The sequence below is a fragment of the Armatimonadota bacterium genome, assembly GCA_020354555.1.
Classification (GTDB): Bacteria; Armatimonadota; Hebobacteria.
The window spans coordinates 685,278-699,444 of record CP070648.1; the positions used below are offsets into that span (position 1 = coordinate 685,278).

The 14,167-nt window shown below is 66.2% G+C and carries 11 protein-coding genes; 3 read left to right on the plus strand and 8 right to left on the minus strand.

Annotation, left to right across the window (positions count from 1 at the left end):
- Positions 1-272 precede the first annotated feature (272 nt).
- The 5 genes from JSV65_02780 to JSV65_02800 form a co-directional block, all read right to left on the minus strand.
- Positions 273-542, minus strand: a complete 270-nt coding sequence (locus tag JSV65_02780; GenBank protein UCH35295.1) for a hypothetical protein — start codon at positions 540-542, stop codon at positions 273-275.
- Between the two features lie 328 nt (positions 543-870).
- Positions 871-2,415 carry a PQQ-binding-like beta-propeller repeat protein gene (locus tag JSV65_02785; protein UCH35296.1) on the minus strand — a complete coding sequence of 515 codons (1,545 nt, stop codon included), beginning with the start codon at positions 2,413-2,415 and terminating at the stop codon, positions 871-873.
- A gap of 245 nt (positions 2,416-2,660) precedes the next feature.
- A complete protein-coding gene (locus JSV65_02790) occupies positions 2,661-3,515 on the minus strand; it encodes a hypothetical protein (protein UCH35297.1) in 855 nt (284 codons plus the stop codon).
- 303 nt (positions 3,516-3,818) lie between these two features.
- Complete coding sequence (locus JSV65_02795) at positions 3,819-5,885, minus strand: hypothetical protein (GenBank protein ID UCH35298.1); 2,067 nt, start codon at positions 5,883-5,885, stop codon at positions 3,819-3,821.
- 149 nt (positions 5,886-6,034) lie between these two features.
- On the minus strand, positions 6,035-7,087 hold the full coding sequence (locus JSV65_02800) for a hypothetical protein (protein UCH35299.1): 1,053 nt from the start codon (positions 7,085-7,087) through the stop codon (positions 6,035-6,037).
- Positions 7,088-7,387: 300 nt separating this feature from the next.
- On the opposite strand from JSV65_02800, the gene JSV65_02805 reads away from it, so the two are divergent.
- The 3 genes from JSV65_02805 (at position 7,388) to JSV65_02815 (ending at position 9,434) form a co-directional block, all read left to right on the plus strand.
- Positions 7,388-8,131, plus strand: a complete 744-nt coding sequence (locus JSV65_02805; GenBank protein UCH35300.1) for an SPFH domain-containing protein — start codon at positions 7,388-7,390, stop codon at positions 8,129-8,131.
- A 6-nt stretch (positions 8,132-8,137) separates the two neighbouring features.
- A complete protein-coding gene (locus tag JSV65_02810; GenBank protein ID UCH35301.1) occupies positions 8,138-8,803 on the plus strand; it encodes a hypothetical protein in 666 nt (221 codons plus the stop codon).
- A gap of 289 nt (positions 8,804-9,092) precedes the next feature.
- On the plus strand, positions 9,093-9,434 hold the full coding sequence (locus JSV65_02815; protein UCH35302.1) for a hypothetical protein: 342 nt from the start codon (positions 9,093-9,095) through the stop codon (positions 9,432-9,434).
- Between the two features lie 103 nt (positions 9,435-9,537).
- On the opposite strand, the gene JSV65_02820 is transcribed toward JSV65_02815, so the two are convergent.
- The 3 genes from JSV65_02820 to JSV65_02830 all read right to left on the minus strand — a co-directional run.
- Positions 9,538-10,374, minus strand: coding sequence for an ABC transporter permease (locus tag JSV65_02820; protein UCH35303.1), 837 nt, complete (start codon positions 10,372-10,374; stop codon positions 9,538-9,540).
- Between the two features lie 54 nt (positions 10,375-10,428).
- Entirely contained in the window at positions 10,429-11,262 is an 834-nt protein-coding gene (locus tag JSV65_02825) for an ABC transporter ATP-binding protein (protein ID UCH35304.1), read from the minus strand.
- A 315-nt stretch (positions 11,263-11,577) separates the two neighbouring features.
- Positions 11,578-14,167, minus strand: a 2,590-nt coding sequence (locus JSV65_02830; GenBank protein ID UCH35305.1) for a DUF4962 domain-containing protein, incomplete at its 5' end; no start/stop codon positions are given.

Genomic DNA, 14,167 nt, shown 5'->3' on the forward strand with positions numbered 1-14,167 from the left:
AGCGCCTGCTCGACCATCGCTTCGCCTTCGATCAGGAACTGCTGCGCCGCGGCGCGGCCCGCAGGAGTCAGCAGCGCCCGAGCCAGCCGCACGGCGGGATGTTTTAGGCTGGTGATACGTTCGTAGGAATCAATCACGGGGGTATCATACAGCGCGGCAGGGAGGCTTGTCACGCGGGGAGAGGGGCAGGGGGCCTGCGGGCTGCGCTCAGGGTGAGCATGTTGCTGCTTCGCGGCAGAGGTCACCACAGGCGACGTCGGTGACGCCCGGGCCTACGCCTTGGTCTCCGCCTTGGATGGCTCGGCTTCCTTCTTGTCGGATTTCTTGTCCGGCTTGCCGCCGTTGTCGCCCGAAGACAGCCCCTTACGGGCGTAGTCCGTGGTATAGAACCCCGAGCCCTTGTAGATGACCCCGACGGGGAATAGGAGCTTTCGCATTGGCCCGCCGCACTTGCGGCACTCCTTGAGCGGCGGATCGCTGACGCGCTGAATTAGCTCGACGCGGGATTTGCAGTCATTGCACTCGTATTCATATGTCGGCATCCCTGGACTGCCTCCTCACGGTGGGCGAGCGACGGGGGACACCGTCGCTCAAGAGAGCGCAGCCGAGCGGGGAAGCCCGGCTGCGCGGCTAGGTCTATTATAGCACCGAGCGCCGGCTTTGGCAATCTGCCGCGGAGAGTGCCAATCCCCGCGCTGGCGCGAAGGTGCTCGGCGAGTTCGAAGAGGCGCAACGCCCACGACGCCGTCCGTGCGAGAGGTGGCTGGCGGCCGACGTCGAGCCCAGGGCAGGGGTCGCCAGGCCGCGGCCAGAGCTGAGTGCATCACGAAACGAGGGACGTCCGTCGCGAGAGCCGGATAGGGCGAGCTGCTAGAGACCCGGCGCCGCCCCGGTCTCCGGGGGAGCAATCGGTTCGGCGGGGGCGGGTTGTGCTGTCTCCGTCTCCTCCGCCGCTTCGCCGCCGGGCTGGGCGAAGAACCGCCATTGTCTCGTGGTCTCGTTCCCTCTCTGGTCGCGAGCCGTCACGCTCAGGGCGTGCCAGCCCGATTTGAGAGGCGCGAAGGCGCTCTGGTCGTCAATCGTGTAGGTGTAGTGACCACTGTAGGGGTCATACTCGGCCTCGACCGGCGCGTCGTCGAGCGACATCGCAAGATCGGCAAGATCGAGCCCGCTCTGCTCGTCGAAGACCTGCGCGCCGACCAGTTTGGGCAGGGTGATGCCGGTGACCATGTTCTCTCGCGGGGTCAGTAGGCGAATCGTCGGCGGGGAGATGTCCGGCCAGTTAGCGTCGAACCTGGCAAGGTTGCCGTCGTCCCAGACGAGGTAGAGCGAGCCGTTGCTATAGACCGCGGGGGCGGCCAAGTCGAAATCGGCCTTGGTGCCGGCGGCGAGGCCAGGTGGCCGCGCCAGATAGCGCCAGCGCGGCAGGCCGGTGGCGGCATCGAGCGCGTACACCATGCCACCGACGGCGCCGACGATGACGACGTCACCGACGACGGTCGGCGGCGTGGACATGAGCGTGTTGAAGGGGAACTCCCACAACGTCTTGCCCTTCTCGACGTCGAGGGCAAGCACGCGTCCGTCCACGAGGGAAATGTAGAGCCGGCCGTGTGCAACCGCCGGCGCGCCGGTGAGGAATGTGTTGAAGTCTACGGCCCATCTCTCCGTGCCGCGCCGGTTAAGCGCGGTGACATCGGATCGGCCGGCGACGTAGAGCGCGTCGTCGGTGACGACAACGGGATGAATCAGGGCCTTTCGGCGCGGCATGGTGATCTGCCGTCGAATCTTGCCGTCATCCGTGTCCAACGCAAAGAGTTGAGCATCCGCGGTGGGCACGAAGACGAAGCCGCCCGAGACCGCGGGGGCACCCCATAGCTCGTCGGTGAGCTGGGTTGACCAGCGGCGCGCGCCGGTGGCAGCGTCAATCGCCATGGCTCGGCGGTCGAGGGAGGTAGCGTAGACAACGCCGTCCACGACGACGGGGGCCGCGCGGATAGCCCGCGCGGCGGTTACCGCCCAGATCTCCTTGCCATCATCCGCGTTGAGGCAGACGACCTTGGTGTTATCGGCGCCGAGGAATACGCGACCGTCGGCGAAAGCCGGCGCGGCGAGGATGGTGTCACCGGCGTCATAGCTCCAGAGCCCGGCCCCGGTGGCCACGTCCAAGCAGTAGACGTAAGACCCGGCGGCGCAGAACACGCGGTCGGCGGTCACGGCGGGGGGCACACGCTGGCTGGATGCGGCCGTGGTGAACTTCCACACCAGGCTCAAGGGTGTCGCGAAGGCCTCCGCAGTGGCGTTGCGGCGCTCGGGCCCGTTGCGGTAGGCCAGCCAGTCGGCACCAAATGCGGGCAGCGTAACCGTCACCGCCACAGCCACGGCCAGCACGAGCACGAGCGAACCCTTCGCGCGCATAAACCGCCTCCATGGAGGGTGTCACGATTCGGAAGCGCTGGCGCTGGCACACGCCTGGCTTCCGCGCAACCTCCGCCAACATCGTGCGCCTGAGTATAGCACACCAAGCGCCACCCGACAAGATTCAGCGCGACGCGCTCCGAGACGACCAAGACGAGCGAACCAGCGCACACGGGACGGGCTGCTGACGCTGCCGTGCGCCGCGTCAAGAGAGTCGGCCCGGCGCCTCGGCAGCCCTGCAGAGGTCACGGCGTTAACGTCGGCACTGGAATCCCTAGCTGGAGCGTCTCGGCGTAGCCGGCGACAATGGCCATGACGCAGATGATGGCGATGATGATCATCCCGTCGCGGGTGAGATTGGCAGGTGTCTCCCGGCGTGAAAGGGCCAGTGCCGCCCAGGCGCCGGCGGCCGCGGCGGCGAAGCCGCGAAGGACCCAGTGGACATCTTCCACGGCGTCCCCCCAAGCATCGAAGGTGATGAGCTGTACGTAACCGGTCAGTATCTGGAACGCCGCAGCCGCGCCAACGACCGACGCCGCGATCCACACGCCGCGTCGAGCTGCGAGCGCCATCCATGCTGCGGCGAGGAAGAGGGGCAGAACCGACGCGACCCTACCCGCCATGGCGAGGAGACGCCCTTCGGTATCGGGGAACGCTCTGTACGCGAACAAGACGGTCTGCGCCAGCGCCATTCCTGTTACCGAGGTCGCGCACCACGCGAGCGCACCGATGGTGACGAGGCTCAATGGCACGCGACGGAAGATGCGGGGTGACAAAGCGCCGCCGAGACCTCCGCCGGCCAGAACGACCGCGATCTGGACAACCGCCAGCGCGCCGATGTGGAACCGATAATGGAAGAGGGCGGTATCTCCGGAAGACAGCGGCGCCGCCCAATAGGTGTGGGCAAGCCAGAGAACGCACATCGCCGGCGCCACGACAGCGATCACGCCTGGGCCGACGAGCCACTTCCATCGCTTCACGGCCGCGCCAGCCAGCGCGCCCACGGCCAGCGCGATCAGCGCGTTGCCGATAATGCTATCAATGTGAAACGGGGGCACCCGAACGGGGAAGCGCGGAGCCGGGGGGCCACTGTAGGTCACAAGGAAGAAGCTCGGGACGACGGACAGCCACAAGCCCGCGAGTGCGGCCGCCGTGACAAGGAGTAGGATCCGGCCTCCCCGGGTGGGCGGACCTTCGTCGAGTAGAGCGAAGACCGGCGTGCAACGCGGCGGCGCAGGCCGCTCGACACGGGCACACTGCTGATCCGACCCCTCGCGGCTCATGGTCTGCATACCCCCCGAGGCCACGCTGTCGCTCGCCTCTCAGCCGATCACCGGACGCTGTCCTCGGGGGCGCGCGAGGAGCCTCGCACGCCCCCACGATTCACTTCGTCAAATAGGTCGCTACTGCATGCGGCGCAAGGTCTCGCGGCGGATCATGGCGCCGGTCTGCAAGTTGCGCAGCTCGACGCCAACATCGCGGAGCTGCGCCCAGTTGGTGGGGGCGAGCACCGCGCCGGTTTGGGCGGTGAGCGTCTGCGCGGGAAGCTGCAGCGACCCCACTGTGCCGGCCTGGAAGTTGCGTATCTCGATCTCGTAACGCAGGGGCGAACCCGAGCGGTTCTCGACGTTGACGCCGCTGCGGTCGGCCTTGGGCTCGAACAGCACGCCGCGTGCGGCGTCGAGGAGCTTGATGTCGATGACGCGCTGCTGACGGGGGCCGACGCGCATGATGGTGCGCACCTGAGCCGGGATGTCCTGGGCGAGGAGCAGCGAAGTCTGGTTCGTCACCAACTTGTCGAGCGTGATGCCAGCCTGGTCGGCGTCAGACGCGACTTCGAAGACGAGGCCGGGGGTGAAGGCGCGCATTCTCCTGCCGCGCGCATTGGCGAGCTGGACGTTGAGTTTCTTGTTGCGCGCGCGGCCAAAGACGTAGACATTCGGGAAGTCGGGAGCGGGCGTGATGCCTGTGTCGGGTACGAAGAGCCCGGCATACGGGATGCGGGTCTTGGAGTCAGTGTTGATGCGGTCGCCGACGTAGAGCCTGCGGCCGGCTTCATCGCTGATCTGGGTTACGCGCGCGGGTTTGTCCACGACGACGACGGCCATCATCGCGGCCTCGCCTTCCGTCGCTTCGGTCGGCAGGTGCGGGTCGGCGGGCGTGACATCGGCGTAACTGCGGCAGATCGTTCTCGTGGCAGAGCCCCAGGTGAGGTCGTCGGTTGTCTTGTTGATGCGCACGACTCTCGTGGTGTCTGACGCTTCGTCCTCGGCATAGGGGACGTTGTTGTCATAGATGCGGATGCGGCGCTCGTTGCCGACCTCCTCGGTCTGATACGGCCACACGCAGTGCCCCCAGCCGGGGCCGTAAATGCTGAGGAGCGGGGCGTTCTTGGAGCCGAGTTGGCCGATGAGGTCGCGGCAGCGCTCCCAGGCCTCGTTATGGTCCTGGTTGTCGAGCAGCCACTGGCGGTTGGCCATGACGCTGGCTTCGAGCTGGGCGCCCTGGTGCTCGTTGACGCTGCGGTGGACTTCGTTGACGAAGTCGTAATTCCAAGCGCGGGGCAGCCGGTGGCTGTTCCACCATGATTCGAAAAGCGACCACGGCTGCCAGAAGAGGAAGCGCTCGGCGGACAGGGTCATGCCGAAGCAGTTCCCGCCGGAGCCGACGCGCTTGTAGGTGCTGTCATACCAAGCCTGGGCAGCCGGGAGGTGGTTGCCGCCAGCGTCCTCGACTTCATTGGCGCCGAAGTAATGGCGGAAGCACTCCCAGGGTATAGTCGCCTCGCTGAAGTTGGCGAACTTCCAGCCGTGGAGGCCGCGCCAGCCGCGGGGAGCGACGACGCGGTAGTTCAGATGATTGCCGGTGCGATCGGCGGCCGTATCCTTGAGGTACAGGTCGTAGTCGTGGGCGATGGAGACGCTCGGTATCTCACAGCCGACGCACTCGCCAAAGTCTTCGCCCCACGGCATATAGTACGTGGTGCGGGCGCTGCCGTTGAACCACACCTGGCAAGTGCTGTTCACTTCGATCCCATAGATGAGGAGCCAACTGCCGGGCGCACCGTCGCCGCTGTCGGGCCAGACGTCGGTGATGTGCGGAGGCTTGATCTCGAAGCGCGGGCGGGTCAGGATGTCCTTGCTGAAGCGCATGCTCGCCACGCCGAGTTGGCTGGCGATGCCGGGATCGCGGCTTGCCACGACTGCCTGCTGCATGCCCGCGGGGAGTTGGGCGAAGGCGGTGACGACTCTCTGCTTCTGCGCGGTTGACCAGCTCTGCTTCGCCACCATGGCCTGGAGGCTCTTCTGCAGGCTGGCCGTGGACAGCTTGACGATTTTCGCGGTCGGGACTGCGCTGACCTTCGGGGCGACCTTGACTTTGGGCGCTGCGACCTGGGCTTGGGCCGTAACGAGTGACAGCACCAAGGCGAGGCCGACGAGGATGCTGAGGGGAACGCTAACCTTTCGCATCGGACTTTCTCCTTTGCTGTGACGATGCGCCATGGGTACGCTAGCGGAGCGTATTGTACGTGCGGGCCTCGATATCCTGCCGGGGGGGCGTATTTTCGCGGACAGCTGCCCGTCTCCGCGAATGGTTGGCGGGTGAGACGCCTGCCCTGCTACTGCTTGATGAGCGCCTTGGCCTCGTCGGACATCCATGCGTACTTGTGCCACCACGGCTGGCTGGTCGCGACGGTGAGGTCTTGGATGAGCTTCATGCGCGGCACGGCAACCGCGGCGAGCGCCGCTTCGAGAGCCTTCCAGTCCGTGACCCCGGGATCGGCGAACGGGTCCTTGAAGTACGCGCGGCCGCACATGGGCCCGGCGACGAGGTCGCAGACGATGCCGTACTGCGCGGCGTACTGCGGAAAGTCCACTGCCGCGCTGAGCACGAGCAGCGGGCGATCGACGACTGCCGCCATGGCCTCGGTTGTTTTGCGCACGACCTCGGGGCTGCTGATGCGCGCGAGCTTGCCGTTGTCGTCGGCCCAGAGCATGGGCACCTGCGTCTTGTAAAAGTCGCCGTAGGGGCCGAAGTCGCGGGCGATTTTGACGAGCGCCTCGGGGAGCCGCTCGCCGATCTCGCGCTTGGACATGTCGGCGGGGGTGTAGAGGGTCTCGTTGAAGAGCGGCTTGCCGAGCTTGCGGGAGCGCTCCCAGACGCCCGTCAGCCATTCCAGGTTCCGCTCCCAGGACTCGCGGTGGGCGGGGTCCACCTTGACCAGGGTCTTGAAACCGTCCACGCGGTCGGCGACTTCCTCGGGCTGAGCGGCGAGCTGAGGGATCTGGCCTTTGCCGTCTTTCGTGGTCAGGAACTTCGTGTCCTCGAGCCTGCCGATGAGCATAGTGTCGGCGCCGAGGAGGGCGCGGAATCCCTCGGACATGTAGGCGAGGCTGTTGAACAGCGCCGCGGCCGGGACGCCGCCGAGGACCTTGGCGAACAAACGGGAGACCTCGGTGACGTGATCGTCGGTCGCCTTGTCAGGGAAGTCCTTCTCGCTGCCGCCGGCGGCGCGGGCGGTCTGGAAGAACCGGGTGAGCAGGCGCAGCACCGAGCTGTGCTGGTCGCAGGCCAAGACATCTATCACGCCGTTGGGGGCAAACTTCGCGAGGGTGCTGAACACCTCACGGCTGACCTCGACGCCGTCGGCGAACTCTGCGCATACCGGCATAGCTTGTCCCTCCTTCAGTGCGCCGTGGAGTGGTTCGGCGCACGACTCACACGCGGATGCAAACGCATTGGCCGTATGAGATGTCGTTTTCGCCGGGTCTGGGGCGGCTCCTGCGCTACCCGCGCACAAGCCCGGAACCGCCGTTGGGATGCCAGGATGTTCGCGGCCCGGCGGGGAAAGGGGTAAGCCAACGAGCGCTGGGGCGCCGTGGGCGCGCCGGGACAGGCAGCGGACCGGTACCGGCGGAGGGAAGGCTCGGCGCCCGGCAGCAAGTCACGCCCCACGCTGAGGAGGACACGGATGATCCTGATACCCCTGGGCATCGTAGTGCTGTATCTCATTTCCGGCATACGTCTCCTGTACCAGTACGAGCGCGGCGTGGTGTTCACCCTCGGCGTGTACAAATCCACGCGCGAGCCGGGCTTGCGGTTCATCTGGCCGATCTTCCAGACCATGCGCAAGGTTGACATCCGGATCAAGACCGCCGACATTCCGCGACAGGAGGTCATGACCAAGGACAACATCCCAGTGCTTGCGAACACGGTGGTGTATTTCAAGGTGGTCAAGCCGGAGGACGCGATCATCAAGATCGAGGACTACGTGTTCGCGGTACGCCAGTACACGCAGGCGGCGCTGCGGGACGTGGTGGGCAACCACGAGCTGGACTTCGTGCTCAGCGAGCGAGAGCAGATCGGCGGGGCCATCGGCGAGATGGTGGAACAGGAGACGGCCGACTGGGGGGTGGCGATCGAGTCGATCAAGATACAGGAAATCGAGTTGCCCGCCGAGATGAAGCGGGCCATGGCCAAGCAGGCCGAGGCGGAGCGCGAGAGGCGGGCGGTGATCATCGCGTCCGAGGGTGAGCTGAGCGCGTCGGTCAATCTGCAGCAGGCGGCGTCGAACCTGTCCAAGGCCGAGGGTGCGCTGCATCTGCGGACGCTGCAGACCCTGCGCGACATCGCCGCCGATCCGTCGGAGAAGATCATTGCCTTCCTGCCCTCCGAGGCGATCGGCGTGGCGCGGCGACTCGCATCCGGGGAATGAAAGATTATGCTCGACCGCCGCGTACGATACCTGCAACTTGCGTTCAATGAGGACGTCGCCGAGGCCGCGCGGATTGTGCCGACGCTGCCGCAGGACGAGCGCATTCTGCTGGAGGCGGGGACGCCGTACGTCAAACGGGAGGGCCTGGCGGGGATAGGCAAGATCCGGTCGCTGTGGCCGGGCGGCCTGGTAGCCGATATCAAGACGACGGATGGCGGGGTGGAGGAAGTCGAGCTGGTGGCGGGGGTCGGGGCGACTGCGGCGACGGTGATGGGGAGCTGCCCGACCGAGACGCTGGACCGGTTCATCGCCGCCTGCCACGAGTGGGGGATTGACTCGTTGGTGGACATGCTGGGGGTAACCGATCCGCTGCACGTGCTGCGCCACCTGCGGAGGCCGCCGGCGGGAGTGGTGCTCCACCTGGGGCGCGACGAGGAGAGCACCCGCGGCAAGGTCATCCAGTACCGGCACGTCACCCGCATCCGCAGCAAGTATGACGTTGCGATTTCCGCGGCAGGTGGGGTCGGCCTCAAGGAAGCCCGCACGGCGATTTTCAACGGCGCCAACATCGTGGTCGCAAACATCGTGGCCACGGGCAAGCCGTGGAACGGCATCCCCGCGGAGGGCGACGTGGCAGGCCTGGCCCGTCAGTTTCTGGCGACGATAGAATGAGGCGGCGGAACGCAGGCAGAGGTCGGCCCGCCTGCCTCGTGCCGGTCTCACGGCCCCCTAGCCACTGCACAAAGTGCCGGATCCCTGGCCGGAGTCGATTCATCCCGCTGATCTGTCGCACCGGGAGAGGCATTGGCCCCGCGTGCCCCGGAATCCGGAGCTGCACCCTCGGGTGACGGGGCGTGTTATAATGCGCCTGCGGCCATGGCCAGCCGCACACCGTCTTCTCGCGAGATGCCGCGACAGGTCGCTTATGGGCTACTTCGATCCGGGAATCGGCGGGCTCGGCGTGACTAGTCTATTCACGCTCGTGGGCATCGCGTTGATGACGGCTTTCTTCACGTGGCTGAGCGGGTACCGGGGGTGGATCGCGGAGATCACCTTCGGCAACGCCCTGTCGTTTGGCTTCCTGTACGCCATCACTTACTGGGTGATATGGTTCGCCCTGTCGTTTAGCGGCGCACGCCCCTTGATCGCCTGGATCGTCAGCATCATCATGCTACTCCTGCTAATCAAGAGAAGCTTCGCCGCGACCTGGCGGCGCGCGCTCGTTACGTGGCTGGTAACGGTAGCCGGACTAGCCGCAACAGGCATCGTGCTTGGAATGACAGTCTTCACCCGCTCCCAATGAGTCGGGCCCGGCACGCGACGGCGCCCCGATAAGCGTCCTACATCGCAATCGGCTCATCTGATGCGCAGCCTGCGCTCTAGCCCGAACTGAGCCGAACGTGGACTTACCCGCTGCGCTTGAGCTTGCCGTGGCGCTTGCAGTAAGTCTCGGCGAGGCTGAAGACCCACAGGCCGAGCGGAATCAACGCCACCGCCGTGACGATCAACGGCAGGATATCTCCCCACAGCTCGCGCATGCCGGCCCCATCGAGGATCGCCGCGCGCATGCCGTGCAGCGTGTAGGTTATCGGCGAGAACTGAGAGAAGAAGCGCAACCAGCCCGGCAGCACGTCAATCGGGTAGTACACGCCGCTGACCATGAGCAAGGCGGCCTCGAAGATGTTCGTCATCTGAGTGCCCTTTTCGGTGTAGATGAGGGGGAGCGCGGCGGCGGCCAGACCGAGCCCGACCAGCGACAACGTGGCGATGGCGAGCACGGCGCATGCGCCGACGAGGTTGGCCGAGGCGAGGTCGATGTCAAACATGAGCGCGCACACGGCAGTCAGAATGACCAGCCTCCCGCCGGCGTAGCAGACCGAGAATGCAGTCATCCCGAACAGGTGCGTCGCGCGGGAGACGGGCGCCATGAAGGTGTGCTCGATGGTGCCCTCCCACCTCTCATAGGAGATGACATTGCTCGTCTCCCAGAACAGCTCCGAGAGATAGCGCCACAGCAGCGAACCGGTCAACAGGTAGATCAGCACCTTGCCCACCGGCACGTCGGCGCCGCTGACCTGCCCAACGCCGACGGCGAGGAAGCCGATGGAGAGGACGATGGCGCTGGAGTAGATGAGCCAGCTCACTTCCCACGGCCAGTAGCGCTTCATCAGGGCGAAGCTGCGCCCGAGGAAGGCGTAGAACGGCCGCGCCTTGAGGCGGACCGTCATGGCTATTGCTTGCATCGCTTGATGGCTCCTTTGATTGGCGCGAACCGGTCCCCGCCGCGGCTCGCGGCACTATCCGCGGTTTCCGTTATCTCGCGCTTCGAGCGACTTGCCGGTGAGCTCGATGAACACGTCCTCGAGAGTCGGCGCGGGGCGGTCGTCGCTGCGCACGCGGGCCTTGAGTTCGTCGGGCGTGCCTTCCGCGACGATCTTGCCGTCGGCCATGATTCCCACGCGGTGACACAGGCGGTCCGCCTCCTCCATATCGTGGGTGGTAAACAGCATGGTTGCGTCGTGATCCCGTAGGACCGAGCGCAGGAAGCCATGCACGTCGCGTTTGGACTGCGGGTCGAGCCCGGTCGTCGGCTCGTCGAGGAGCAGCAAGACGGGCGAGGTGAACAGGCCGCGGGTGATCGCCACCTTCTGCTGCTGTCCGCGCGACAGGTTCTCAACGGAATCGTGGATGCGGTCGATGGGGAAGCCCATCACCTCAAGCATCGCTGTCGCCGTCTTCGCCGCCTCGCGGGGGTCCATGCCGTAGAGGCGCGCGGCGTAGAGCAAGTTCTCTATCGCCGAGAGTTTCTTGAAGAATGATGCTTCGACTGAGACGCGGTTGACGAGCTTGCGCACCGCGGCAGCCTCGCGCACCACGTCACGGCCGAACACGCTGGCGGCGCCCGCGTCGGGAAGCAGAAGTGTCGCGACAATGCGGACGAGCGTGGACTTGCCGGAACCGTTGGGCCCGAGCAGGCCGTAGATCTCGCCGCGGCGCACCTGCAGACTGACGGATGACAGTGCGGTGATCGTGCGCCACTTCTTCCCGTCGCCGTCGCCTTGCGCGCGACCACGTTTCTGTCTGAATGACTTGGTGACGCCTTGCAGCGTCAACGGCAATGCTTCATGCATGTGTTCGGACCTCCGGAATGCGAGCGCCGGGAAGCAACAGAGCCGCCGGCCTGGAATGACCCGCGGCTCATGAAGAGGGAAGCGATTGCTGAAGTGGGTGTTACGAGAACCGCGGGCTTGATCGGCGCCCGCGGTTCCTCACCGATTCGAGATAGGCCGGTGCGGAACGTGCATACGAGAGCGCGTGCGCCGTGTCACGCCGAGAGGACGGTATGGAACTCGATAGGATTGCGTACGCGCATGGTTGTCTCGCTGCTCGCCTCGTTCGTGCTTGAGGTTACGACGATCGAATAGTAGCGAGAAGCCGCAGGCTTGTCAAGATCCAAACCGAGGCGGCAACGCGATTTCGACCAGAACAGTATCCACGTCGCGGTCGGCACCGACGGCGAGGATGGCTCCGGCTTCGTCGACGGCGACGCCGGCGCCGCCGTAAGTGCGGCCGGTCCACGGGCCGTGCGCAATCTGGCCGACCAGATCCACGCCGACGACGGGCGCGCCGATCGCGGTTGCGGCGGCGGCGACGGTATCGTGCAGCCGCTGGTGATGCTGCGGCCAGGCCTCTTCCCGTTCCGCCCACCCGTAGGGGACGATGACGAGCTGCGGCCGGCATCGGCGCATGGCGCCAAGGATGTCCTCGCGAAAGGTATCGGCGCAGATGAGCATCCCGATGCGGCCGAGGCGGGTCTCGACGGCGGCGATATCCTCGATGATCCCCTTGCTGTAGGGCGGTTCCATGAGCCAGTCCAAAGTGTTGATCTTGCGATGCTTGAGGAGCAGTGTGCCGTCGGAGTCGATGAGCGCGGCCGCGTCGTAGAGCTTGTCGCCGTCTTTCTCCGCGAGGCCGATGGCGAGCATCAGGCCGTACTCACGGGCGAGCGCACCGAGGCGCTCCGTGTCCTCGCCGGGGATGGCGTGTCCGCGCTTGTGCGCCTCGGGGTTGACCCAGCCGAGCAGAGACATCTCGGGGAAGCACGCGATATCGGCCCGTTGCTCGCGCGCGCGGGCGAGGGCGCGCTCGATGCGGGCGTAGTTGCCGCTCTTGTCGCCGTCGAGGCAGAGGATCTGACACATCGCCGCACGCAGGGTCATTGCTGTCTCGCGTCCAGGGGTCGTTGACTCGGTTTTCCCGCGGGCGAGGTATGGTTCCTGCCGCGCCGCGAATTGCCCACGCACGCTTCCGTCCGCGCCACGGATGACCGCCGCCGCCTCGCCCGGGAAGTCTTTCTGGTCGAGGCGGAGGGCGCCTTCCCGATCGGCGAAGGCGACGGTAACGATCTCGTCGCCGCGGTGCAGCCGTACGCCGGGGCATCGGCCCGGCAGGGCCTCGACTTCCACTACTGCCGACGGCTCGCCTTCCCGCGCCACGGCGATGACGGTGATGAAGTCCGCGGTGCGAGCAGGCTCTGCGGTTTCGACGGTGAGATGCCATTCGGGCACGGTCTTGCCGGTCTCGGGTTCGAGCGGATAGCGGTCGGTCTGGGTGAAGCGGACTTTGGCCGGCGCGACGAAGCTGATGCGCGCCCGGGCATTGCCGTGCCGCAGCAGCACGGTGTTGTCGCGCTCGGATATCTCAAACGGGGAGCGCCCGTGCGCCAGCCACTGCACGGCAACCGGTTCGTCCGCGACCACGCGATCGTGGATGACGAAGACATCCGGGCGCACGAACATGATGCGGCGCGCGACCTCCCGCGCGTTGTCGTAGGCGGCGCCCGCATCGCCGGAGGTGTATGTGAAGCGCCCGTCGTGCCGGAAGGCAGTGATATTGCCCACCGCATTCGCGCTGCGCGACTGGCCTTCGCCGTTGACGAGGATGCAGTTGTGACTGAGCGTCGCCCAGTAGTACTGGCGGCAGAACTCGCTGCCGTACCACGGGCGGATGCCCGTGTTGACGAGCAGCGGTTCCCCATAGGCAGCAAGGACGATAGCATTCTGGTCGGCGTGGGCGTGGCTGATGTTGCCCATCGCACTGCTGCGGAACATGAGCTGGACGTCATCATCCGGATTGGCGAGATCGGTGTGCATCGCGACCCAGCCGGTGCCGCGGAAGAGCCTGGCGGTGGGCAAGTCGTCCGGCGACTTGGCCTCCGCCGGCGGTCGGGCGGCGCGCAGGAAGCCGATGGGCGTGTCCTCGTGTTCTGCCGCACCCCACGCTTCCGCGTACCACTTCCAGTACGGGTTGCCCACGGCATCGGCGAAGTAGTTGACGACTCGGCCCGCGCTGGACGGGGCGCCGCGCTCCCCGTAGTCGCCAAAGCCGCTGATCGGCGAACGCGGAGCGGCGCAATACAATGGGAAGTCGCCGACCTTGCTGAAGAACGGCTTCCGCGTGCCGTCAATGCCGGTCGCGACGTTGAGCGCGTCGAGCCACCACGTGACGCGGTTGATGTAGCTGTTCCAGTAGGCGATCCCCTCGGACCATCCGCCGTCGCTATCGGACCAGATGGGGTACCAGCCCCAGAAGATGGCGATGGCGTACTCGAGCCAGCGATCGGCCTCTTCGATCTCGTCGTGGTACGCGATCGCCGCCTCGCCGAGGAAGTGCCACATGCGGCCGCCGTGGCTGTCGTAGGCGCGCTGCTCGTAGGGGCGCCCGTGGAGTCGCCGGTAGGCCTCCTCGCCGCGGGCGCGAATCATGTCGCGCAGGACGCGGCGGTCGTCGTCGCTCAGCGCGTCGTGGATCCAGTCGTAGGCGCGCGAGGTGATATGGAGAATCGGCATGCCCGCCTCGTCGTTGACCTTGATGCTCGTGCTGCCCGCAGGATCCCACGACGCGATATGCAGCAACCACTCGCGAACGCGCTGCGCGTACTTCTTCTCGCCGCTGATGAGGTAGGCAAACGCCATCGTCTCGATCCCGTTACACGCCTTGACCACTGCGCCGTAGTTGCGTCGCCACTCCGCGGCA